This is a genomic window from Streptococcus sp. 3705 (assembly GCF_013277145.1).
GTDB lineage: Bacteria > Bacillota > Bacilli > Lactobacillales > Streptococcaceae > Streptococcus.
In genome coordinates this window covers 51,603-76,466 of the sequence record NZ_VMMJ01000017.1, presented here as the reverse complement: position 1 = coordinate 76,466, position 24,864 = coordinate 51,603, and the positions used below count along the sequence as shown (strand labels likewise).

19 protein-coding genes, 1 pseudogene and 1 other annotated feature are annotated in these 24,864 nt (G+C 40.3%); of the genes and pseudogenes, 5 read left to right on the top strand and 15 right to left on the bottom strand.

The window, feature by feature from the left end; translation table 11 throughout:
• Nucleotides 1–154 precede the first annotated feature (154 nt).
• Complete coding sequence (gene rplL, locus HT714_RS05940; protein WP_001196965.1) at nucleotides 155–523, bottom strand: 50S ribosomal protein L7/L12; 369 nt, start codon at nucleotides 521–523, stop codon at nucleotides 155–157.
• Nucleotides 524–597: 74 nt separating this feature from the next.
• Nucleotides 598–1,098 (bottom strand): 50S ribosomal protein L10, encoded by a 501-nt coding sequence (rplJ, locus tag HT714_RS05935; RefSeq protein ID WP_001287278.1) that lies wholly within the window; start codon nucleotides 1,096–1,098, stop codon nucleotides 598–600.
• A 38-nt stretch (nucleotides 1,099–1,136) separates the two neighbouring features.
• Nucleotides 1,137–1,272, bottom strand: a sequence feature (ribosomal protein L10 leader region).
• A 364-nt stretch (nucleotides 1,273–1,636) separates the two neighbouring features.
• Here rplJ and HT714_RS05930 point away from each other — a divergent pair.
• From HT714_RS05930 to HT714_RS05915, 4 genes are all read left to right on the top strand, one after another.
• Nucleotides 1,637–1,867: a DUF1797 family protein gene (locus HT714_RS05930; RefSeq protein ID WP_000443574.1), complete on the top strand. Its 231-nt coding sequence runs from the start codon at nucleotides 1,637–1,639 to the stop codon at nucleotides 1,865–1,867.
• A gap of 228 nt (nucleotides 1,868–2,095) precedes the next feature.
• A complete protein-coding gene (locus tag HT714_RS05925; RefSeq protein WP_173251639.1) occupies nucleotides 2,096–4,354 on the top strand; it encodes an ATP-dependent Clp protease ATP-binding subunit in 2,259 nt (752 codons plus the stop codon).
• Nucleotides 4,355–4,483: 129 nt separating this feature from the next.
• On the top strand, nucleotides 4,484–4,936 hold the full coding sequence (locus HT714_RS05920; protein WP_173226675.1) for an NUDIX hydrolase: 453 nt from the start codon (nucleotides 4,484–4,486) through the stop codon (nucleotides 4,934–4,936).
• 210 nt (nucleotides 4,937–5,146) lie between these two features.
• A complete protein-coding gene (locus HT714_RS05915) occupies nucleotides 5,147–5,446 on the top strand; it encodes a DUF1827 family protein (protein WP_061439313.1) in 300 nt (99 codons plus the stop codon).
• Nucleotides 5,447–5,631: 185 nt separating this feature from the next.
• On the opposite strand, the gene ezrA is transcribed toward HT714_RS05915, so the two are convergent.
• The 9 genes from ezrA to HT714_RS05870 form a co-directional block, all read right to left on the bottom strand.
• Nucleotides 5,632–7,359: a septation ring formation regulator EzrA gene (ezrA, locus tag HT714_RS05910; RefSeq protein WP_173226677.1), complete on the bottom strand. Its 1,728-nt coding sequence runs from the start codon at nucleotides 7,357–7,359 to the stop codon at nucleotides 5,632–5,634.
• An 81-nt stretch (nucleotides 7,360–7,440) separates the two neighbouring features.
• A complete protein-coding gene (gene gyrB / locus HT714_RS05905) occupies nucleotides 7,441–9,387 on the bottom strand; it encodes a DNA topoisomerase (ATP-hydrolyzing) subunit B (RefSeq protein WP_173226679.1) in 1,947 nt (648 codons plus the stop codon).
• 14 nt (nucleotides 9,388–9,401) lie between these two features.
• Complete coding sequence (locus HT714_RS05900) at nucleotides 9,402–9,965, bottom strand: HAD family hydrolase (protein WP_173226681.1); 564 nt, start codon at nucleotides 9,963–9,965, stop codon at nucleotides 9,402–9,404.
• 84 nt (nucleotides 9,966–10,049) lie between these two features.
• Nucleotides 10,050–10,604: a DJ-1 family glyoxalase III gene (locus HT714_RS05895; RefSeq protein ID WP_173226683.1), complete on the bottom strand. Its 555-nt coding sequence runs from the start codon at nucleotides 10,602–10,604 to the stop codon at nucleotides 10,050–10,052.
• Nucleotides 10,605–10,614: 10 nt separating this feature from the next.
• Entirely contained in the window at nucleotides 10,615–11,838 is a 1,224-nt protein-coding gene (locus HT714_RS05890; RefSeq protein WP_173226685.1) for an FtsW/RodA/SpoVE family cell cycle protein, read from the bottom strand.
• Nucleotides 11,839–11,874: 36 nt separating this feature from the next.
• The gene (locus HT714_RS05885) at nucleotides 11,875–14,325 is read right to left on the bottom strand and encodes a bifunctional DnaQ family exonuclease/ATP-dependent helicase (RefSeq protein WP_173226687.1); all 2,451 of its coding nucleotides are present in this window, start codon (nucleotides 14,323–14,325) and stop codon (nucleotides 11,875–11,877) included.
• Between the two features lie 200 nt (nucleotides 14,326–14,525).
• Complete coding sequence (locus tag HT714_RS05880) at nucleotides 14,526–15,455, bottom strand: peptidase U32 family protein (protein WP_173226689.1); 930 nt, start codon at nucleotides 15,453–15,455, stop codon at nucleotides 14,526–14,528.
• A gap of 531 nt (nucleotides 15,456–15,986) precedes the next feature.
• A complete protein-coding gene (locus HT714_RS05875; RefSeq protein ID WP_173226691.1) occupies nucleotides 15,987–17,666 on the bottom strand; it encodes a hypothetical protein in 1,680 nt (559 codons plus the stop codon).
• Nucleotides 17,647–18,396 carry an ABC transporter ATP-binding protein gene (locus HT714_RS05870; RefSeq protein ID WP_050242125.1) on the bottom strand — a complete coding sequence of 250 codons (750 nt, stop codon included), beginning with the start codon at nucleotides 18,394–18,396 and terminating at the stop codon, nucleotides 17,647–17,649. The genes HT714_RS05875 and HT714_RS05870 overlap by 20 nt, the downstream gene beginning before the upstream one ends.
• A 178-nt stretch (nucleotides 18,397–18,574) precedes the next feature.
• On the opposite strand from HT714_RS05870, the gene HT714_RS05865 reads away from it, so the two are divergent.
• Nucleotides 18,575–20,029 (top strand): alpha-amylase, encoded by a 1,455-nt coding sequence (locus HT714_RS05865; protein ID WP_173226692.1) that lies wholly within the window; start codon nucleotides 18,575–18,577, stop codon nucleotides 20,027–20,029.
• Nucleotides 20,030–20,269: 240 nt separating this feature from the next.
• Here the strand turns inward: HT714_RS05865 and alaS are convergent, their stop codons facing one another.
• The 4 genes and pseudogenes from alaS to HT714_RS09670 form a co-directional block, all read right to left on the bottom strand.
• Complete coding sequence (alaS, locus tag HT714_RS05860; RefSeq protein WP_173226694.1) at nucleotides 20,270–22,888, bottom strand: alanine--tRNA ligase; 2,619 nt, start codon at nucleotides 22,886–22,888, stop codon at nucleotides 20,270–20,272.
• A gap of 21 nt (nucleotides 22,889–22,909) precedes the next feature.
• A complete protein-coding gene (locus HT714_RS05855; RefSeq protein WP_173226696.1) occupies nucleotides 22,910–23,395 on the bottom strand; it encodes an LURP-one-related/scramblase family protein in 486 nt (161 codons plus the stop codon).
• 295 nt (nucleotides 23,396–23,690) lie between these two features.
• A pseudogene (locus tag HT714_RS09675) lies at nucleotides 23,691–24,164 on the bottom strand (PASTA domain-containing protein); the annotation flags it as partial.
• Nucleotides 24,165–24,569: 405 nt separating this feature from the next.
• Complete coding sequence (locus HT714_RS09670; protein WP_240148103.1) at nucleotides 24,570–24,848, bottom strand: hypothetical protein; 279 nt, start codon at nucleotides 24,846–24,848, stop codon at nucleotides 24,570–24,572.
• Nucleotides 24,849–24,864: the final 16 nt, after the last annotated feature.

The window sequence follows — 24,864 nt, the reverse complement described above, 5'->3', positions numbered from 1 at the left end:
GTGTTTTGAGCAACCTGCGACTAGCTTCCTAGTTTGCTATTTGATTTTCATTGAGTATTACTTACTCGCCAACTTTTTTATACAAAAAGAAAAACCGCTACTCCTAAGAATAGCGGTTTAATCATGTTTTTAAGCTATTAATGTAGTCGCTCTCTTATTTAAGAGTAACTGAAGCTCCAGCTTCTTCCAATTTAGCTTTGATTTCTTCAGCTTCTGCAGTTGCAACGCCTTCTTTAACAAGTGCTGGTGCACCGTCAACAAGTTCTTTAGCTTCTTTAAGACCAAGACCTGTGATTTCACGTACAACTTTGATAACGCCAACTTTTTTGTCGCCTGCAGATGTCAATTCAACGTCGAATGAATCTTTAGCAGCACCAGCGTCAGCAGCACCAGCTGCAGCAACAGCTACAGGAGCAGCTGCAGTTACACCAAATTCTTCTTCGATAGCTTTTACAAGGTCGTTCAATTCAAGGATTGAAGCTTCTTTAATTTCAGCAATAATGTTTTCAATGTTCAATGCCATTGTTATTTCCTCCAAATATGTTTTTAAATTTATAATAGATTTTTCGTAGCTAGGCTACGATGCGTAGCTTAAGATTAAGCTGCGTCTTCTTTGCTTTCTGCAACCGCTTTGACTGCAAGAGCAACGTTGCGCACTGGCGCTTGAAGTACAGAAAGGAGCATAGAAAGAAGTCCTTCGCGATTTGGAAGAGTTGCTAGAGCAAGAATCTCTTCTTTAGATGCGACAGCGCCTTCGATTGCACCACCTTTGATTTCAAGTGCTTCAGCGTTTTTAGAAAAGTCGTTCAAGATTTTCGCTGGTGCGATAACATCTTCGTTAGAAAATGCTACTGCAGATGGTCCAACAAATACAGATGCAAGATCTTCAAGACCAGCTTTTTCAGCTGCACGACGCAAGATTGAGTTTTTAATAACTTTGTACTCAACTTCGCTTCCACGAAGCTCACGACGAAGAACTGTATCTTGCTCAACTGTCAAACCACGAGCGTCAACAACGACGATAGATGCAGCAGCTTTCATTTTTTCAGCTACTACGTCAACTAGTTCCGCTTTTTTAGCAATAATTGCTTCACTCATTAGTGTGTTCACCTCCGTAATTATTTTGCTTGGGGAAATTTTTCAAAAGAAAAACGCGCCCAAACCTAGACACGAAAGTACAATACGCTTCTTTTTACATGATACGTTTTGTCCTCGGTAGGATCCTTATGAGTCGAACTCCCCTACTGTCTTAGGCAGTTTTTTCAAACCGTATATAAGTATAGCATAGTCAAAAAAAGAATGCAAGATTTTTGCAAACTTTTTTTAAACTTTTTCGTGACGTAACTTCTCAAAGTAACTTCCACCTCTCTCCCAAAACTGGAAGTTAGTCTCAGACGACGAATGATGCTTAAATTAAGTCTGAGACTTTTCGGACCTCATTTCTAACTCAAACATCTCACACTTAATTCCACCATAAAAATCCGTTTTAGACTAATTTCCACTTCGGCAAGTCAAGTGGAAGTTACTTTGAAAAGTTAGCAACTAGCAGAATTAGCGAGAAATCTTAGTTTTTTTCTAGTCAAGTTGGCCTCCTTTATGGTAAAATAGTAACGATAAGAAATGAAGGAGAATCAAAATGGAATCACATTTGGTTAGAATCATCAACCGCCTTGAAGCAATGGCAAACGATGGCGGAAATTTAAAACGTAATTTTGAACGCGAAGGAGTTGTTGTTGCAGAAGTTGCGTACAGCCACGACGAAGAAAACGGCTCAATCTTTACCCTTCGTGATGTAGAAGCTCGCGAAACATATACTTTTGACAGCATTGACTTAATTGCAATGGAGATTTACGAACTCCTCTACTAATCTAAAACAAGCTGGGATTGTCCCTGCATGTCTAACCAAAATCCTTTTTGTCTCACAAATAGGATTTTTTTATAGTCCAAATTCACAAAGATCTTCATTGTAACAACTTCTCAAAGCTGCAATCTTTTTACTTGCTTTACACCCCAATCCTGTTATAATGAGAGTATAGAATTTGACTATTTTTGACCTTTAAACAGGTCAAGCTAAAGAAAGAAATGAGGTAGATGTATGCTTTGTCAAAACTGTAAAATCAATGACTCAACAATTCATCTTTATACCAATCTTAATGGAAAGCAAAAACAAATTGACCTCTGTCAAAACTGCTATAAGATTATCAAAACAGATCCTAACAATAGCCTCTTCAAAGGTATGACGGATCTGAACAATCGTGACTTTGATCCCTTTGATGATTTCTTCAATGATCTAAACAATTTCAGACCTTCTAACAACACTCCTCCTATTCCCCCAACCCAATCAGGTGGAGGTTACGGTGGAAACGGCGGTTATGGTTCCCAAAATCGTGGATCCACTCAAACTCCGCCACCTAGCCAAGAAAAAGGGCTGCTGGAAGAATTTGGTATCAACGTAACTGAGATTGCCCGTCGTGGAGACATTGATCCCGTTATTGGGCGCGACGATGAGATTATCCGTGTCATCGAGATTCTCAATCGTAGAACCAAGAATAATCCTGTTCTTATCGGTGAACCTGGTGTCGGAAAAACGGCCGTTGTCGAAGGCCTAGCTCAGAAAATCGTTGATGGCGATGTTCCACATAAACTCCAAGGTAAACAAGTCATCCGTCTGGATGTGGTTAGCTTAGTTCAAGGAACGGGTATTCGTGGACAATTTGAAGAACGCATGCAAAAACTCATGGAAGAAATTCGCAAACGTGAGGACATCATCCTCTTTATCGATGAAATCCATGAAATTGTCGGTGCTGGTTCTGCAGGCGATGGCAATATGGATGCAGGAAATATCCTCAAGCCAGCCCTTGCTCGTGGGGAACTGCAACTGGTCGGCGCTACTACTCTCAATGAATACCGTATCATTGAAAAGGATGCTGCCCTAGAGCGTCGTATGCAGCCTGTCAAAGTCGACGAACCAACGGTGGACGAAACAATCATTATCCTCAAAGGAATTCAAAAGAAATACGAAGACTACCACCATGTTCAGTATACCGATGCTGCAATTGAAGCAGCTGCAACTCTTTCCAATCGTTACATCCAAGATCGCTTCTTACCTGACAAGGCCATTGACCTCCTAGATGAAGCTGGTTCCAAGATGAATTTGACCTTGAATTTTGTAGACCCTAAAGTCATTGATCAGCGCTTGATTGAGGCTGAAAATCTCAAATCTCAAGCTACACGGGAGGAAGATTTTGAGAAGGCCGCCTATTTCCGCGATCAGATTGCCAAATATAAGGAAATGCAAAAGAAAAAGGTCACAGACCAAGATACTCCTATCATCAGTGAGAAAACCATTGAGCACATTATCGAGCAGAAAACCAATATCCCTGTTGGCGATTTGAAAGAGAAAGAACAATCTCAACTCATCCATCTAGCCGAAGATCTCAAGTCTCATGTTATTGGGCAGGATGATGCAGTCGATAAGATTGCCAAGGCTATTCGCCGGAATCGTGTCGGACTTGGTACCCCTAACCGCCCAATTGGAAGCTTCCTCTTTGTCGGACCAACTGGTGTCGGTAAGACAGAACTTTCCAAACAACTAGCTATCGAACTCTTTGGTTCTGCTGACAGCATGATTCGCTTTGACATGAGTGAATACATGGAAAAACACAGCGTAGCTAAGTTGGTCGGCGCCCCTCCAGGTTATGTTGGCTACGATGAGGCTGGGCAATTAACTGAAAAAATCCGTCGTAATCCCTACTCTCTTATTCTCCTGGATGAAGTGGAAAAAGCCCATCCTGATGTTATGCACATGTTCCTTCAGGTCTTAGACGATGGTCGTTTGACAGATGGGCAAGGACGTACCGTTAGCTTCAAGGACACAATCATCATCATGACTTCAAATGCAGGTACAGGTAAGGCCGAAGCCAGCGTTGGTTTTGGGGCAGCTCGCGAAGGACGTACCAACTCTGTTCTCGGTGAACTCGGTAACTTCTTTAGCCCAGAGTTTATGAACCGTTTTGATGGCATTATCGAGTTCAAATCTCTCAGCAAGGATAATCTCCTTCAGATTGTCGAGCTCATGCTAGCAGATGTTAACAAGCGCCTCTCTAGCAACAATATCCATCTCGATGTGACAGACAAGGTCAAGGAAAAATTGGTTGACCTCGGTTATGATCCAAAAATGGGAGCACGCCCACTTCGCCGCACTATTCAAGACTATATTGAGGACGCAATCACTGATTACTACCTTGAAAATCCAAGCGAAAAAGACCTCAAGGCAGTTATGACCAGCAAGGGCAACATTCAAATCAAATCTGCCAAAAAAGCTGAAGTAAAAACTTCTGAAAAAGAAGTATAAATCCTATAGAAAAGGAGTAGAAAATGAAAATTTTCTGCTCTTTTTTACTAAAATAACTATAAGTTCTTGACAGCTTGCCCTTTGTCCATTATGATAATAATAACGATACTAGATAATGAGGAAAATGCAATGGCAAACCCAACTTTCGGAGAAAAAAAAGCGAATACAGACTATGTTTCACGTTACGGTGTATATGCAGTTATTCCAGACGCTGAACAAAAACAAATAGTTTTAGTTCAAGCTCCTAATGGTGCTTGGTTCTTACCGGGTGGCGAAATTGAATCAGGTGAAAATCATCAGGAAGCCCTAAAGCGTGAATTGATTGAAGAGCTTGGTTTCACAGCTGAAATTGGTACTTATTACGGACAAGCTGACGAATATTTCTACTCTCGTCATCGTGACACCTACTACTACAATCCTGCCTACCTCTATGAAGCGACTTCTTTCAAAGAAGTTCAAAAACCACTAGAAGACTTTAATCATATTGCTTGGTTCCCTATTGACGAGGCTATTGAAAATCTCAAACGTGGTAGTCATAAATGGGCCATCCAATCTTGGAAAAAACAGCATAAGATTGACTAATACTCTTCGAAAATCTCTTCAAACTACGTCAGCGTCGCCTTACCTTAGATATGGTCACTGACTTCGTCAGTCTTATCTACAGTCTCAAAACTGTGTTTTGAGCAACCCGCGGCTAGCTTCCTAGTTTGCTCTTTGATTTTCATTGAGTATAAATCAAGCGACTTTATTCAAAAAGTGCTATAATAGAATTAGAAAATCGGAGGAAATATTATGAAGCTTATCAATACGACAAACTCACACTCGCAACTTGTAAAAAGTCAGCTAGAAAGTACCGATGCAACCCTTGTTGAGGTTTATTCTGCAGGGAATACAGATGTTATTTTTACCCAAGCTCCGCTTCACTATGAAATCCTCATCTCAAATAAACACCGTGCTATTCGTGAGCCTGAAATCGAAACCATTCAAGAATTTTTCTTGAAACGTAAAATTGATAAGGAATCTATTGATGAGGCCAATATCAAGACACTCTACTCAGAAAAATTGATTGGAATTTCAATTCCAATCAAATAAAGAACTTGAGTAAAAACTCGATTTGAGAGAAAGTCCAATAAGTCTTTCCATAATAAAACGCATAGTAGCAAGAGTTCCTAAACCCGCTATTATGCGTTTTTATCATTTTGAATTCTTTTGCTCATGATATTACTATAGAAAAAGATTTGATTCTGTTTCTCACACAATCAAATCTTTTTCTTTTATTAAAAACGAATCGTTTCACGTGTTTTCTCATATGAGGTAACAAAGCGATTGGTTACACCAGGCTCTGCCACTTCCAATGCTTGAGAAATCTTGTCAAATGAAGCGTGATAATCAAATTCTTTTTCAAAAATATCTAAAGCTTCGTTAAATGCTTCTTGAATGCGTTCATCAAATGAGCGATAGCGGTTAGAATATTGTAATAATTGTTCTGTCAAAGTTGCATATTGTACAATATTATAAGTTTCCGTTTCTAAAGCTTCCATATCATTCGTTGCAATTTCAAGAACTCGGGTAACAGATTCAATGTTAATCATTTTTTGTTCTAACTCAACCATTAAATCCTCGGTATTATTGCTTGCCGTAAAGAATAACTTCAAGAAAGTTTGTGGAATACCTGGCAGATTGCGTTTTTCCATGTATCGCTTGATAGTATGGAGACGATTGACATAAACATTGGCCTTTTGACGTGCATTGATATCATCTTTCTCAATTTGTGTCAGGCGCTCACTAACTGAAATTTGCTCATCTTCAATATCTTTTAGTTGAGTTTGTAAATCCTCAAGATTTTCTTCAAGAATTGAATAAGCTTGGGTTGGTTCTTCTTGATTTGAAGTTACCTCAACAATAGCTGCCTCAAAACTCTCTAATTCTGTCTGAATACGACGAACATGGCTTGCAGCTGTCTCAGGAAGTAAATAGGTCTTGCTCAAACGTGCAATATCTTCTCCCAATAAAGTATTATTCTCTTTCATATGTTGAAGGTAAGTTGGAAGAGTTGCAAGTAGATTTTCCACTACTTTCTGAGCAGCAATTTCTCGAGTAAAAATATCATACAAGGCATTGATTTCCTCTTGTGCCTGTCCATTCTCATATTCGGCATTATCCAATTCCAACTGACGAATATTCTCTTGGTTTTTCTTGAATGCTTCATAAAGCAAGTGGAAACGCGCTTCAATATCCGTTTCAACAAAATGATAATTAGCATCTAAGAGCTTACGATAACCATCTTCTAAATCTTCTAGTTGATCTGGTAGGTCTTTAGATAATGTTGTTACAATTGCTGGTATACGATCAACAATATGTGTCAAAGCCAAGATATGATTTTCAGCATTATCCAAAATCACAGCAGCTTCTACTGGGTCACCCGATGAATTCAAGGTTACAAATTGTGAAAATTCAGATTGGATATTTTCTAATTGTTTTTCAATTTCATCCAAGGCTTGACCATACTGTTCTGAATTTTCAGCAACTCTATGCTGAAGTTCCTCAAATAAATCCAAAGTATGAAGAACACGACCACTATTTTTAGATTCTTGCTTCTCTAAGTCTGCCAAAGCATTGCGAATTTCAGCAATATCTTCTTCAATCAAAGTAATTTGACTCTCAATTTGGTCAATTTGATGACTGGCCTTGAGAAAACGAAATGAATGGTTATAGCCTTCTGCTTCAAAGAGATTATTTTCAATATCGGCAAAAGAGTTGAGAGATAAATCGACCCATTTTTGATTCCATTCACGGAAAGCCACTTGACTTTGTCCAATCAAGTGCATATTTTTTACAGCTTCTACTTCATCATTTACTGGAAGATTGTATAGTTCTTCTTTTCTTTCTTCTAGCGCCTCTAATCTTCCCTCGTTTCGCTTACGTAGAAAGATTGCCACTACATAAGCCAGAACTAAAATGACTGCAATTGCAACCATTAAATAAATTAGTTGTCCATTAGACATATCAAACTCCTTTTTTACTTGAAACAATCGTAATGATTATATCATATTTTTTAGACCAAGGGAACTACTTCTCCCAATTTTTTAGACATCCAACGTGCTATAGACAGCATTTTCTTCGATAAACTCACGACGAGGTTCTACTCGATCCCCCATCAACATATCAAAGATTTTATCTGCTTCTGCAGCATCGTCCACAGAAACTCTGGCCATCAAGCGATGTTCGGGATCCATGGTTGTTTCCCATAATTGGTGATCATCCATTTCACCCAGACCTTTATAACGCTGAATGGTTGGTTTGGCACGTCCTTCACTATGGCGAGCCAAGGCTTCTTGGAGTTTAATTTCTTGATCTGCTCCTGGCTGAATATATTCTTTAATCTCGCTTCCAACCTTGACACCATAGATTGGTGGTTGGGCAATATAAACATAACCAGCTTCTAGGATTGGTTTCATATAACGATAAATCAAGGTCAAAAGAAGGGTACGAATGTGGGCTCCATCGACATCGGCATCGGTCATCAAAACGAGTTTTTGGTAACGGGCTTTCGAAACATCAAATTCTGCGCCAAATCCTGTTCCCATGGCTGTGAAAAGACTACGAATTTCTTCGTTAGCAAGAATCTTATCCATACTTGCTTTTTCAACGTTCAAAATCTTACCGCGAATTGGAAGGATAGCCTGAAACTCACGGTTACGACCAGATTTGGCTGATCCACCAGCTGAGTCTCCTTCGACGATGAAGAGTTCTGTTTCAGCAGGGTTATTAGAAGAACAGTCTGCTAGTTTCCCTGGAAGGTTGGAAATTTCCAAACCAGATTTTTTACGAGTAACTTCACGCGCACGCTTGGCAGCCACACGAGCCTTAGCAGCCAAAATCCCTTTTTCCACGATACGTTTGGCAATCTGTGGATTTTCCATGAGGAAATCGGAGAAGGCTTCACTGAAGAGGCGATTGGTAATCTTGACCACTTCGCTATTCCCCAGTTTTGTCTTAGTTTGTCCTTCAAACTGTGGATTTGGGTGTTTAACTGAGATAACTGCAGTTAATCCTTCGCGGACATCTTCCCCAGTTAGGTTGTCTTCATTGTCTTTCAGTAACTTATTCTTACGAGCATAATCGTTGATAACACGAGTCAAAGCTGTACGGAAACCTTGTTCATGCGTTCCACCTTCATGTGTATGAATATTATTGGCGAAACTCATGACATTTTCATGGTAACCAGTTGTGTACTGCATGGCTACCTCAACTGTGATATCATCCATCTCACCATCTGTGTAAATTGGTGTATCAAAGATAACATCCTTATTCTCATTGATATATTCAACGTAACTAGCAATCCCACCTTCATAATGGTAATGCTTGGTTTGTTCCAAACCTTGGCGCTTATCTGTGATGGAGATTTGAAGACCGCGATTTAGAAAGGCCAACTCTTGAATCCGTTTATTTAATTTATCAAAATCAAAGGTTGTTGTTTCAGTAAAGATTTCTGGATCTGGTGTGAAGTGAACCGTTGTTCCAGTTCTATCTGTATTCCCAACCACCTCAAGGTCTGCGACAACATGACCACGACGGTATTCTTGGTAATGAATCTTACCGTTTTTGTGGACATGGACGTCTAATTGAGTGGAAAGAGCATTAACGACTGATGACCCTACTCCGTGAAGACCACCTGAAACCTTGTATCCGCCACCGCCGAACTTTCCTCCAGCGTGAAGGACTGTAAAGACGGTCTCAACAGCAGGACGGCCTGTTTTTTCCTGAATATCGACTGGGATACCACGCCCATCATCGACAACAGTAATCGAATCATCTGGCTCAATAAAAACTTGAATATGGCTGGCAAATCCTGCCAGGGCCTCATCAATTGAGTTATCAACAATTTCCCAGACTAGATGGTGAAGACCTTCTTTTGAAGTTGACCCGATATACATCCCTGGACGCATCCGAACAGCCTCTAAGCCCTCTAAAACTTGAATTTGACTGGCATCATAATCCTGTGCCTGCAGATTTTTGATTTCTTCTGTCATCTTATTCCTTTTTCTTATATGTCTAATACTTGTCTTAAATTCACGATACTGGTAAACAAGTGGGTAGCTAGTCCTGCAGATTGACCTGCTTCGATATCAATCGGTCGATCACCAATGACAAGACCTGAACTAATTTGATATTTTTCTCTTAAATAAATCATGGACTCTGGACTTGGTTTTCTCTTAAAGCCTGAGCTAGAAGTCACCACTTCTGTAAAATAGGTTGCTATAGAAGTTTTTTCTAAAATTTCTAAGACCTGATTATTTCGATGAGAGACCAAAAAATGACGCCCATCTTGTTTTGAAATATCTTCCAATAAGTCAGAAACTCCTTCAAATAAAATCGGGTGTTCTAGCTCTCTGGCTTCATTTTCCTTGTATTTTTCTAAAAAATGCTCTAAGTTGGGAGCGAATGTCTCAATCGCAAAATCAGTAGAAACCTTTAAAGCCTGATAAACACTGTCATGGTCTTGTGTGATGCCATACAGTGCCAATGTTTCAACAAATGCAGCTGTTGAAGTTTCATAATTATCCAGTAAAGTTCCACCTAAATCCCAGATATAATCGTGATATTTCATACCCTTCATTATAGCATTTTTTTATGAAAAAAGCGATGATTTCCCTGATTTTTCCACATAAAAAACGAGAGAATAACTCCCGTTTTACTGATTTTTACCAAAGACATCTCGATAGAGCATTCCTGTTCGTAAAGTCTCTGCGTCTCCTCCTAGTTGCTCCACCAACTCGTAGGCAAAGGCAAGAGCTGTCGAAGGGCCTCGACTGGTTGTCAACTGACCATCTACCACTACTGTTTCCTTGACGTAGTGACCATCAAGAATTTGCTCTTGAACGCCGTCATAACAAGTGTACTGCTTGTTTTTCAATACTCCAGCTTGATTGAGGGCAATTGGTGCCGCACAAATGGCCGCCAGTTTCTTCCCTTCTTGTTCGAAATTTTGCAATTCTTGAATCAAAGCCTGATTATCACGCAAATGTGCAGAACCAGGCATTCCGCCAGGAAGGACAATCATATCATAGTCTGATAAATCTCCATCAAAGACACGATCTGCTCTTACTTGGATTTCATGCGAACCCGTTACTTGCTTTTCAAAACCAACCATATCACAAGTAATATTTGCCCGACGCAAGACATCCACAACTGTCAAAGCTTCAATTTCTTCAAAGCCCTGAGCCAACATAACTGCTACTGTTACCATGATTTTCTCCTTATTTAATTTGTTTTAATACAACCTTTTTCCGTTTGAATGGGACTTTTCCACTCTTTTCTTCAGCTAGATTTGTCTGGTAACTCATCGATAAAAGCAAGCCAACACCGATCAAGTTACTGATAATAGCCGATCCCCCTTGCGAAATAAAAGGCAGTGGAATCCCGGTCAAAGGAAGCAAGCCCGTCACAGCACCGATATTTTCAAAGATGTGGAAGAGCAACATCATAATCAAACCTGTGGAAATATAGGTGTAGAACTGGTTATTTGATTTGAGAGTAATCTTCAACATACGATAAATCAACATGAGATAAAGGGCGATAACAAGGACAGAGCCAATAAAGCCAAAATCTTCTGCAATAACCGTAAAAATCATGTCTGACTCTCGAACTGGGATAAGCAGATTCGAAGCATTAAATCCCTGACCAAATAAGCCACCACTCCCAATGGCAATCTGCCCTTGAGCCTGCTGGTAAGTCGTTGTTTGGGCAAACTCAAAGGGATTGAGCCAAGCCAAGATCCGATTGATTTGGTAGGTCGGCATTCCAATCTGGTGAAGAAAAGCTCGTCCGTCCTTGCTAATAAAGATGGCTAAGAAACCAGCAACTCCTGTTACAGCAGTCACAAATACTGGGATAATAATTTTCCAAGAAACCCCTGATAATAAAACGATTCCTGAGAAAATGGCTACAAAAACCAAAGCCGTCCCTAAGTCACTTTGAAGTGCTAAAAGAACTAGGACTGGAATAGTAAAGAGAATCATCCAAAAAATTAACAAAAAGTCCAGCGGAACCGTGCGTCTCCATTCCTTATGTTTTTTGGTAAATTGGACAATGACACGAGCCAACATGAGGATATAGGATATCTTCATAAATTCTGACGGCTGGAACAAGGTGATACCATTTACCGATACCCAGTTTTTGGCACCCGTTGATGCAACTAAGCTTGGATTATAAAAGACAATCGGCAAGACCATAAGTCCCAAGCCTAAAATATACAGAAAGGGAGTCACTTTCCAAAGAAATTCTGTATTAAAGAGCATGACGATAAAACCAATCACAAGCCCCAAGGTGATCCAGGCGACCTGCTGCCCTAAAATGGGCAGAATATTATTTGGATAATCATGACTAACGGCTATATAGATAGCCACCACACCGATGACCAGTAGAAAAAATACTGGCAAGAGCAAACTATAATCGACTCTAGAGTCGAGAGAACGTTTCATATACACTAACCTTATACTTTCATACAATACTATTTATCAAAGTTCATTTAAAAAATTATCAACAGCTTCATCAACTTCGGATCGAGAGACGGTTTTAACAGTCGCTTCTTTTGCTAGAGAAGTCACTATTTGCTTACCATATCGTTTTCCGACAATTCTCCTATCCAAAATAAGAGTTAAGGAACGTTGGTGTTCACGTCTCATACTTCTTCCCAAAGCCTGTTTTAAACGAATAATGGCCATTGGCAATTGATAATCATAAAAGGCATTTTTCCCTTCTTGAATTAGTTCCTTATTGATCTTTTTCGTCAAGGGCTCTTGAGGATTTTGGAAAGGAAGTCTTGGTACAACTTGAATCACAAAAGGATGACTTGAAAAATCAACTCCCTCCCAGAAACTTGCTGCACCAAGCAATATTTGTTGTTCTCCTTTTTCAAAGCGTTTCTTCAGTTGATGAACATCGCCATTTTTATACTGGGACAGATGGCTAACTGGAAGTAAATCCGATACTGCTAGAAGCATGTCTTTGGCAGTAAAGAGAGCCAAAATCGGTTGTTGGAAAGCTTGAACTCCCATCAGCAAATCAGCTACCTCCTTGGCATAGACTTCTAAGGAAGTTTCTGTTACTAGAGGAAAATCTTTGACCAAGACCACTTCTTGGTCCTGTTTTCTACGAGCTTCAATCTTGACAAATTTGGCTTCAGGATAGCCTAAAAGGTCGGCCAAAGAAACTCTCTGACTAATCTCAAGAGTAGCCGATACTCCCAAGACTTGGCAACTCTCAGGAACTAAAGAGGACAGAAGAATACGACCTGATTTCGTAGAAGAAATCTGAATTTTCTTTTGACTCGTTTCAGTTGTTTCGAGCCAGTAATCACCTTCAGCTGTAAAATAGCGAACCAGCTCCTCAAAGCCTTCTACTTCTAATTCTGAAAAATACTGATGTAGATTTGCAAGAGAATCTAAGATATTTTTCCTAGATTTTCCAGACTGAAATTGTTCGATCAAGTAGAGGCACTCAAAGCGAATACTTTCTAGTATTCGTTGTTGGATCTTATTTTGCTCCTCCAGTAAAGTCTTATCAAGCAAATCGACAATAGACTGGATATCGTAGGTCTCTTGAAGTAGATTTTCTAAAGCCAACAAAACTTTTTGGACTTCATCAATAATCAGTAAACGGTCGCTGATAAATTCAGGATTATCTTCAAGTCTAGTTACAAGATAGGCATGATTGGTCACTAAAAGCTTGCAAGTCTCTGCCCTTTCTTGACTACGTTTCCAAAAATCTTCCGTCACAAATAAGCTCTGAGATGATAAATTCCCGTCATGACGAAGATCTGTTAGAAAATGTTGGTAACGGTAGAGTTGCCCGATTTCATCCAAATCTCCTGTCTCTGTCTCAGTCAGCCAGACCAAGAGTTGCATTTTAAAGCGTCTAAATAAGCGATTTTCATCATTTTCCTGCAAGGAACGATAAAAGGCATCCAACTTCAGATAATTGTGTGGTCCCTTTAAACTATGAATATCTATATGGAACACTTCCTTGAGACGTTTACCTTCTTCTTCCATGATTTGATTTTGAAGAATCTTTGTCGGAACACTAAGAACAATCTGACGATTTTCCACTTGGGATAAAGCGGGTAAGAGATAGCCATAAGTTTTCCCAATCCCTGTCGGTGCTTGAATCAGAGATACAGACTCATCTTTCAATAGCAAGCCAACCTCTTTAGCAAAACTTTCTTGTTCCTCCCTCACTTCAAGGTTCAACAGAGAAATATTTTTAGAAAAATCTTGAGATAGTTTTCGTGGCTCATTGGGAGCTGCAAGTTTCTTGAAATATAGTCCTTGAACTTGGACCAAATCTGAAGAAGTCAGGATAGATTGGTTGCGATAAATTTCCTCAATAACCAAGTAGGACTCATATAAGAGGGCGTCAGCCATTTCCAGCAAGCGTTCCAAGAGACCTTTAGGAAGCTGGGCCATCTTTTCCCGTAAAAACAAGAGTAATTCCGCAGTGGCTTGGGCATCTGAAAGGGCTGTGTGAGCGTGTTTAAGAGGAATTCCTAATTCTCGACACAATATCGGCAAACTATATTTTTCCAGTTCAGGGAAAAAGACCTGAGCCAATTCGACCGTGTCAACACGAGGATTTTTTAGTTCATAGCCTTCAAAAAATAAATTTTCCGCCAAAAGATTGGCATCAAACTGAACATTATGGGCTACAAAAATCCCATCCTCCACCAAGTCAAAGATTTTTCTGGCAACTTGCGAAAAATCAGGTGCTTGCGCCAGACGTTGGTCAGTTAGCCCTGTCAATTCTTTAATATGAGCATCCAAGGGTTCATGGGGATTGACATCCGTCGTATAGTGATCGACGATTTTTCCGTCCTCAATCACGACAATTCCCACTTGGATAATTTTAGCCTTACTACCTGTGCTAGTTGCCTCTAAATCAACCACAACATAGCGATTACCAATCGTTTTCATTATAAAAAATTATACCAAAAAAAGGGCTATTTGGCACCTGCAAACATAGGATAATTTTCAAACTCAAGAAGGTTACTTGTGTTAAAAATCCCAGCAAACAGAGCATCCTAGACTACTTATTTTTTTTGAAAATATTGGAGAATAAGAAAAATTGAGAGAAGAAATATTTGCATCTTCCTTCTCTCAACGAATCATTTACTTTATTTAACCATGTCAGGATCGTAATCATAAAATCCTGTATCAAGGAAACGGTTTTTAGGGTGTAACTTGCGAACTTCTTCATCTAGCAAGAAGGCTTGGTCATGGCTAAAGTTGCCCTCTTGAATCAAGCTACGCGCTTGTATAAAGAGTTTTGCAATCTCAACAAAGTTCTGACCAGGTGTATAGAGACCTTCTAATTTCCAGTGAGTAAAACCATGCTCCACCAATTCTGTCAATTTGGTCATCAAATTGAGGTCATTGTTGGCAAAGATGTGGGTACCATGATTGTCTTCAAAAATGGAATAGTGGCTCTCTGGGTCACTTGGCTCAGCCAAGAAGAGGTCACGCTTGCGAGTCTTTTCATCATCGATATGCGTAAAGTTATAGTAGTTTTGCAAGAGCGGACGTTTAGAATGATGGATGACACTGGCACCGTAAACCAACACTTCAGCAGGAATTTCCAAAATTTCTGGCATTTTGAAAAGTTCAGCCGATGGAATTTCACGCGCCAAAACAGCCTCAGATGCGCCAGCCTTTTGTCCCCAGAAGTTTATCTGACGACTACTAGTTACCATGGTTGATGCATCGTAGATGGTCTTAAATGAATAACCATCGCGGTTGACTACGTAAAAGACACCTGCATCCCCAATCGTAATGTAGTCTGTCTTAATTTCTTCCAAGAAATCGAGGAAGGGCTTGATACGATCCATCATGTCTTGGTGCATGAGAGCATTGACTGCAACAATCAATTCCTTATCAGCATCATGAACCAGATTAGCGATTTCACGCAATTGGTCATGACTAAAGGTTGTTGGCAGACGAAGGCCAAAATCTTTCTCACCGACATAGATACGGTCTACGCCAGCTTCGAGCAGTTGTTTAACTTGTTCAATACTTTCAGCAGTTGCTGTAATGATAATCTTTTCCATAAGAAAAATTATACCACATTTCTGGAAAATCAGCCAAGACTTATCAGAGTTTTACAAATAGGAATTATTTCAGGCTAATTTCTCAAAGTGACTTCCACTTGACTTACCAAAGTGGAAATTAGTCTAATACTCTTCAAACCACGTCAGCTTTATCTGCAACCCCAAAGCGGTGCTTTGAGCAACCTGAGGCTAGCTTCCTAGTTTGCTCTTTGTTTTTCATTGAGTATAAAACGGATTTTTATAAGAATAACTAGATGAAAGGCAAACCCAAAAGCATGAGAGAGCTTGCCAGTAACAATGATTTTGTATGCTATCCATAAATAGCAAACATCTCAAGCTCCATTAATCTTCAAAACATCATAGATAAAATCTAGTCCAAAATTTAAGCAATTGATGCTATAGAATTTATATATTGTTATAAATTTCTAGTCGTTTTGTTGTTATAGTAACAAAAACGACCTAGAAAAACGAGTATCTCCATCTACGGAAATACTCGTTTTTTGATAGTTAGAAGTGTTTTTTTGCTCAGCTTCATTTCTTTTTATAAAATGTATCAAGCAAACGACCAACTATCTCATCTTTTTCTATTTCTGTCAATATGCGTGACAGGTAGTAATGATAGCTAAATATAGCAAGAGCAAGCAAGAGGATAAGAACTCCTACTCCCAAGCTGATGGCAAGGACAGGGGCGAGAGACCGAACCAAGAATAAGCTCCCTATTACAAAGGCCATTAAGATTGCACTATAAATAAAAATCAAAACAATTGCGACTATACGATTTGAACGGTTCACCAGGTCCGTAATGTTACTCCAATTTGTTGACAAATTTTTCACGTCCTTAAGGTAATGGTGGCAAGAAAGGATGACACTGGCAAGGATCCAGACTACAAGAAGATAAATCATCGAAAGGATGGGCAAGCCTAGATATAGAGAAAGGCCAAGTAAAGTCAGAACTGGTAAAAAAGACTGGACAGCAAATATAATCCAAAATTTCACTTTCACATAACGAGCAAAGTCAAAGGGTAAACTCTTAAGAAAATCAACATTTTCCCTCTCCAAGGACAAGGCAATTGAATGCAGGCTGGTGATATTGTTATTGACAACTGCTATAAAGAGAGCTATAAAAAACAAGGGTAACCAGTATGGAGGATGAATATCTGGAACTATCTGAGAATCTCGAATTTTGGAAATCAGACCGATCATCATGAGATAAGGAAGAAAAGCACTTGTAAAAAGCACTGTAATCACGCCAGTTCCCTGTCCCAAGAGGGTGAGGTGGTAGCGTAAAACCATACGGAAAAAGCCCTTTTTATTAGTAGTTGAAATTCTCTCCTTATTGCGACGTTCTTTCTTGACCTTCTCCTCACTGTTAAGCAGAATCACGTCATAAAAATGAGGAAGAACCTTCTTTTTGGTCAGGTAAAGTAGGAAGAGAGTTAGTCCTATCCAAGCGAGTAGACCCAAGATGGCTTCTGTCGAAAAAGGAGCCACTGCTATTTTGTAAAAGATATGAAGAGGATAAAGGAGAAATGGAATGTCTCTAACTTTGTCAACAATACTTCCAAAAGTCGACTGTAGAAAGAGGACAAATATTAAAGGTATGAGAACTCCTATCCCAATCATCACATTCGCAAAAATAGACTGATACTTTCTGAAGACCGTAGTCTGAGCCAAGAAATGTACTGCCACTACCATCACTAAAGTAACAGAGACAAATAATAAGGCCAAGGACAGCAGCATCAAAGGCAAGCCCAGCCAAAGAGAAGGAGCTAGCCTAATATAGAGGACTAGAAAATAAGCTAGGATTGGCACAATTCCAGCTAGAGCTGGCAAGAGAACAGACAGTCCTTTAGCAATTATAATCTCTGATTCTTTAAAGGCATAGGGCCTATACGATGCCAAGTCCTTACTCTCATAAAAGACATTGTAAAATGCAGTGAAAGAAGTTGAAAAGGCAAGCACCAGTAAAATAGCAACCATGCTACTAAAAAAACTTGGCATTTCCTCAAAAGGAAAACGAAAGGCTATATTTATAAACATGAAAAGCATCAAGAGACTAGAAAAAATGTAAGAACTTAGGATTCTAGCGGAAACATTTACTTTTTTCCCAGGATTCTTAGCCTGCTTCTTTCGTAGGTTAGCCAGATTCGCTTCTTGAGATGAATAGAGGATATTGATATCAACTAATTTTTTAATGACCTTGAGACGCATCTGAAACCTCCTCTTTTCTACCAGCAAGGCTAAGGTAGATACTTTCCAAAGACTGGTCTGGGTGGTCTTTTCTCAAGTCCTCTACACTACCACAATAAATCAAATGCCCCTTTTTCAAAATGGCAATCCGATCACAGACTTGCTCTGCCACCTCTAGGACATGGGTTGAAAACAAGACCGTCTTGCCTTTTTGCGCATGCTCCTTCATCATCTGCTTCAAATCAAAGGCAGCCTGGGGATCCAAACCAGTCAAGGGTTCGTCCAAGACCCAAATATCAGGATCAGACAAGAGTGCCCCAATGACAAAGACTTTCTGACGCATTCCGTGAGAAAGGGTTTCAATAACCTGATAACGATTTTCAGCAAAATCAAAAACACTCAATAGCCTAGCTAGACTAGCCTCCAAGTCAGAGCTAGTCAGATCATAGGATGAGGCGATCAATTCCCAAAATTCATTGGCCGTTAAGCGTAAAAACAAGTCAGGCGAGTCTGCTACGTAGCCAATCTTTCGTTTAATAGCCAAGCGATTTTCCGATAACTCCTGACCGTCTACCAAAATACGACCACTGCTGGGTGAAATGATACTGACTAGGGATTTTATAGTGGTCGATTTTCCAGCACCATTATGACCAATCAAGCCCATAATCTCCCCATTTTCAATCTGCAAATTGAGATTGCTCAAAGCCTCTTTATCACCATACAACTTACTAACATTTTGAAATTCAATCATGGGATGACTCCTATCTTTATCTATATTACATACTATTATACTAGCACTTTGATACAAAAAAATCAATACTTTATTTTAAGTAGTTAAAATAGTTTCCTTCTATCTTACGCAAACGTTTGCCCTAAGAGATACTTTATGATAGAATAAAGAACAAGATTGACAAGTAAGAGGAAACATCATGCAAAATCAAACACTCATGCAATACTTTGAATGGTATCTGCCCCACGACGGTCAGCACTGGACGCGTCTGGCTGAAGATGCTCCACACCTAGCTAATCTCGGCATCAGTCATGTCTGGATGCCACCAGCTTTTAAGGCGACCAATGAAAAAGATGTCGGCTATGGGGTCTATGACCTATTTGACCTAGGAGAGTTTAACCAAAAAGGAACTGTCCGCACCAAGTATGGTTTTAAAGAAGACTATCTTCAAGCCATTCAAGCCCTAAAAGCACAGGGAATCCAGCCTATGGCCGATGTGGTACTCAACCACAAGGCTGCGGCCGATCATATGGAAGCCTTTCAAGTTATCGAAGTGGATCCGGTTGACCGTACAGTTGAACTTGGGGAACCTTTCACCATCAATGGCTGGACTAGCTTTACCTTTGATGGTCGCCAAGATACCTACAATGACTTCCACTGGCACTGGTACCACTTCACAGGTACAGACTATGATGCCAAACGCCGTAAATCCGGGATTTACCTCATCCAAGGGGACAACAAGGGCTGGGCCAACGAGGAATTGGTCGATAATGAAAACGGTAACTACGACTACCTCATGTATGCCGACCTAGACTTTAAACATCCTGAAGTTATCCAAAATATCTATGACTGGGCTGACTGGTTCATGGAAACGACTGGTGTAGCTGGTTTCCGCTTGGATGCTGTCAAACATATCGATTCTTTCTTTATGCGCAATTTCATCCGCGATATGAAGGAAAAATACGGTGAGGATTTCTATGTTTTTGGTGAATTTTGGAACCCAGACAAGGAAGCCAATCTGGACTATCTCGAAAAAACGGAAGAACGCTTTGACCTTGTCGATGTTCGTCTCCACCAGAATCTCTTTGATGCTAGCCGAGCAGGTTCCAGCTATGACCTTCGTGGCATTTTCACAGATAGCCTGGTTGAACTCAAGCCTGACAAGGCGGTGACTTTTGTCGACAACCACGATACCCAACGAGGTCAGGCTCTTGAGTCTACCGTTGAAGAATGGTTCAAACCAGTAGCCTATGCCCTCATTCTGTTACGCCAAAATGGCCTTCCATGTGTCTTTTACGGAGACTACTATGGGATTTCAGGGCGATATGCTCAAGAAGATTTCAAAGAAGTCCTTGACCGCCTCCTAACCATCCGAAAAGATTTGGCCTATGGAGAGCAAACAGACTACTTTGATGATGCTAACTGTATCGGTTGGGTACGTTCAGGCGCTGAAAATCAAGCCCCAATCACAGTTCTTATCTCAAATGACCAAGAAAACAGTAAGTCAATGTTTGTCGGCCAAGAATGGGCTAACCAAACCTTTGTAGATTTACTTGGAAATCACCAAGGTCAAGTTACAATTGATGAGGAAGGTTATGGACAATTCCCAGTCTCAGCTAGATCCGTAAGTGTCTGGGCAGCCAATGCAATCTAATTGCCAATGATTATCAAGCCAGGTCCAAGGGGATTTGGCTTTTTTGCATTCACAAAAAGACCTACCCAAATGGATAGATCTTTAAACTCAATGAAAATCAAAGAGCAAACTAGGAAGCTAGCCGTAGGTTGCTCAAAGCACTGCTTTGAGGCTGTAGATAAGACTGACGAAGTCAGTCACATATAAAATCGAAGGTGAAGCTGACGTTGTTTGAAGAGATTTTCGAAGAGTATTACTTGATTACAATTTACCTGCTACTGCATCCAACAATTCTTGGATTTTAGCTTGGTTGCTTCCTCCTGCCATGGCCATGTCTGGTTTACCACCACCACGTCCATCGACGATTGGTGCCAATTCTTTGACAAGGTTTCCTGCATGAAGGTCTTTTGTTTTACTTGCTACAAGAACATTGACTTTGTCACCGATAGCAGCAACTAGGACAAGCAAGTCAGAGTAGTCTTTTTGTTTCCAATTATCTGCAAAGGTACGAAGGGCACCGGCATCTGATACAGACACTTGACTAGCAATGTAACGGTGACCGTTGACTTCCTTAACATCCTTGAAGATGTCACCTGCGGCTGCAGCTGCGGCTTTTTCTTTCAACTCAGCATTTTCTTTTTGAAGCTGACGAAGTTGTTCTTGAAGTCCTTCTACCTTGTGAGGTACTTCTTTAAGTTGAGGTGCTTTCAGGGTTGCTGCGACAGCTTTAAGTGCGTCTTCTTGTTCACGATAGGCTTCAAAGGCTTCCTTACCAGTCACTGCTAAAATACGGCGAGTTCCTGATCCGATACCTTCTTCTTTGACAATCTTGAAGAGGCCAATTTCAGAAGTGTTGCCAACGTGGGTACCACCACAAAGCTCAATAGAGTAGTCGCCGATAGTCACGACACGGACTTCCTTGCCGTATTTCTCACCAAAGAGGGCCATAGCTCCCATTTCCTTAGCAGTGTCAATATCCGTTTCAACTGTCTTCACTTCAAGAGCTTCCCAGATTTTCTCGTTGACTTGCTGTTCAATCGCACGCAATTCTTCTGCAGTTACTGCTTGGAAGTGGGTGAAGTCAAAGCGAAGGAATTCAACTTCGTTAAGAGATCCTGCTTGTGTCGCGTGGCTTCCAAGGATATTGTGAAGGGCAGCGTGAAGCAAGTGAGTCGCAGTGTGGTTTTTCATGACACGGTGACGACGATTGCTATCGATTGCCAAGGTATATTCTTGGTTCAAGGCAAGCGGTGCAAGGACTTCAACTGTATGAAGAGCTTGTCCGTTTGGAGCTTTTTGAACATTTGTCACAGTAGCTACGACCTTACCTGACTCATCCAAGATTTGTCCGTGGTCAGCTACTTGTCCACCCATTTCAGCATAGAATGGCGTTTCCGCAAAGATAAGAGAGGCAGTTCCTTCTGACACAGCTTCTACTTCTGCATTGTCAGCCACGATAGCCACCAATTTAGAAGACAATTGGCTAGCATTGTAGTTGAAGACACTTTCTACAGTGATGTTTTGAAGGGTTTCATTTTGCATACCCATTGAGCCACCCTTGACAGCTGAGGCACGCGCGCGTTCTTGCTGTTCTTTCATGGCTGCTTCAAAGCCTTCACGGTCCACAGTCATACCAGCTTCTTCAGCGATTTCTTCAGTCAATTCAACTGGGAATCCATAAGTGTCATAGAGTTTGAATACATCTGAACCAGCAATGACAGATTGACCTTTTTCTTTCAAGTCAGCTACAATGCCTTGGGCAAAGTGTTGACCTGAGTGAAGGGTACGAGCAAATGATTCTTCTTCGCTCTTAACGATTTTTTCGATAAAGTCACGTTTTTCAAGCACTTCTGGGTAGTAGCTTTCCATGATTTTTCCAACGGTTGGAACGAGTTTGTAAAGGAAAGGCTCGTTGATTCCCAATTTTTGACCATGCATAGACGCACGACGGAGCAGACGACGAAGGACATAACCACGACCTTCATTTCCTGGAAGGGCACCATCACCGATGGCAAATGAGAGTGAACGGATGTGGTCTGCGATAACTTTAAAGCTCATGTTGTCGCCATCTTGGTCATAGACCTTACCAGACAATTTCTCCACTTCACGGATGATCGGCATGAAGAGGTCCGTTTCAAAGTTGGTCTTAGCCCCTTGGATAACCGCCACCAAACGCTCCAAACCAGCGCCCGTATCAATGTTCTTGTGTGGCAGTTCCTTGTATTCGCTACGAGGAACAGCAGGGTCTGCGTTAAATTGTGACAAAACGATGTTCCAGATTTCAATATAACGGTCGTTTTCAATATCTTCTGCAAGCAGGCGAAGACCGATATTTTCTGGGTCAAAAGCCTCTCCACGGTCAAAGAAAATCTCTGTATCTGGTCCAGAAGGTCCCGCACCGATTTCCCAGAAGTTGTCCTCGATTGGAATCAAGTGACTTGGATCCACTCCCACTTCAATCCAGCGGTTGTAAGAATCTTTATCATCTGGATAGTAAGTCATGTAAAGTTTTTCAGCAGGGAAATCAAACCACCCAGGGCTTGTCAAAAGCTCGTAAGCCCAAGTGATGGCTTCGTCACGGAAGTAATCCCCGATAGAGAAGTTCCCCAACATTTCAAACATGGTATGGTGACGTGCAGTCTTCCCTACGTTTTCGATGTCGTTGGTACGGATAGCCTTTTGGGCATTGGTAATACGTGGATTTTCAGGGATAATGGTCCCGTCAAAGTATTTCTTAAGGGTTGCTACCCCAGAGTTGATCCACAAAAGTGTAGGGTCATTTACAGGAACCAAGCTCACTGATGGTTCTACTGAGTGACCTTTGGTCGCCCAGAAATCAAGCCACATTTGGCGTACTTGTGCACTAGATAGTTGTTTCATATTGTCTCCTTATTTACTTGTTTAATGTGATTGGCTTTCCAGCATTTCCACATAGTCAATCGCAACACAGAGGGAAATGACTAGATCTGCATAATCGTCCTCAAGAACCGTTACGGTATAGGTAGAGGTCAGATGGAAGAGTTCCTTCTTAATTTCTGCAATCAGCTGATCGCGATCATCTAGCAATTTGAAATTCAAATCCCATATATTGCCCTCGATACGAAGACCTAGATTATCAAACTCATACTTATCTCGCCAGAAGGTCAACTTCTTACGAATGACAAAACTCGAGCCATCCTGAAGCTGAATCTCAAAACGAGGTAGTAAGGTTAAGATTTCTTTACTGATCTGACTAACCTGTTCACCATTAGCATCATAGATGATAAAAGTTTTGGGAATTTTAAAAAATGATCCCTCCACCTGATAGGCTATTTCTCCCCTGTCATCCTTGATAGCGAAGCGTTCGCCTCCAAGACGAAACTTTTGTTTGACAAGAAATGTTTTCATCAACACCTCCAAAAATCAAAAGACAAGCTCATATCACGAAGGGCGAAAAACCGCGGTACCACCTTCATTCAATGAACTTGTCATTCTCTTGTTCTTATGCAATTGTATGATTGAGTAGCATGACTTCCTAGCTTAGATGGCTCGCAGCACCGCCATTTCTCTGGACTAAGACAAGTGAAAATCAATTCTCAACTCTCTTATTATAACGTTTTTTTAAGTCTGCGTCAACTGGAAATGATTCTAACCAAATAGCATGTGTTAGCCATAAGTTAACTTTCTGCATTAACCTCTTAATTTATCTAGATCTACTTCGTGATGTTTGAGAATTTTTGGGCTTATAAATTGAAATTTTAATTCTTGTATTTTCCAAACGAACCTCTTCCCCTGCCTTAGGTCTTTGATCAACCACTGTTCCTTCAGCAGTACCCTCAGGAGCACTGGCTACTTCCACTATTTCAATATTAGCTTCTTTTATACCAACAATATTGATTAAATTATTTTTGGTAAACTCTAAACTAGAACCAATATAACTTGGCATTGTAGCACTAGTTCGTTTTTTTGCAACAGTCAAAATAATACCTGATGAATCATTCAAATCATATAAAGTTCCCTCTGACAAACTCTGACGTAAAATTGTACCGGGAGAATATTCATCACTTTCTTCCTCCTCAACTTTTATATGATTCTCAGGAATATTTTTACTCTTCAATTCAGCTATAACATCCGAGTATTTTTGACCAATGTAGTTTCCAATATATACTTTTGTAGCCTGTGGTCTAGAAGAGGCAGAACTTGTAGATGAAGTTTGTTTATCTTTAGCTTTATTTCCACCAAGAGAAGCTTGCTTTGTAGAACTTGTGGAGCTTACTGAATTAGATGATTGAGTTGATTGAGTTGATTGAGTTGATTGCTTAGTACTGTTATGAGATGATTTGGACTTACTCATACCTATGAAAAAAGTTCCAATTATCACTAATAAAAGTAAGCTTGTAGCTATTCCGAAAAACCACTTTATTCTATTGATTTTCTCTCGATGATACCTTGCTAATTCTTCCTGTTCTTTTTCTCTCTCTTTCTCAAGCATATATTGATTATACTCAGTTTCTGCTTCTGCTAAGAGTATCTGAATTCTCCCTCTCTCATCTTCAGTTTCAGCTTTGGCCCATAGTTTTTTTTAATCAAATATATTATCTTTATATTGTTGCTCTTTACGTAGTTCTAACTCTCTTTCATGTCTAAATTTCTCATCCCATTGTCGCTGACGTTCTAGTTCATTTCTCTCCTCTAATGCCTCATTCTGCTTCCAAGCAAGACGATTTTGTTCTTGTAATGCTGCGTGTTGTTTTTGGTTAGATTCTTGCTGCTCCCATCTTTGTTGTTCTAACAAATTATTTTGTCTTCTTAATTCTTGATTTCGTTCTGCATCTCGAAGATCTCTTTCCCAATTATTCAAACTATTTATACCTCCT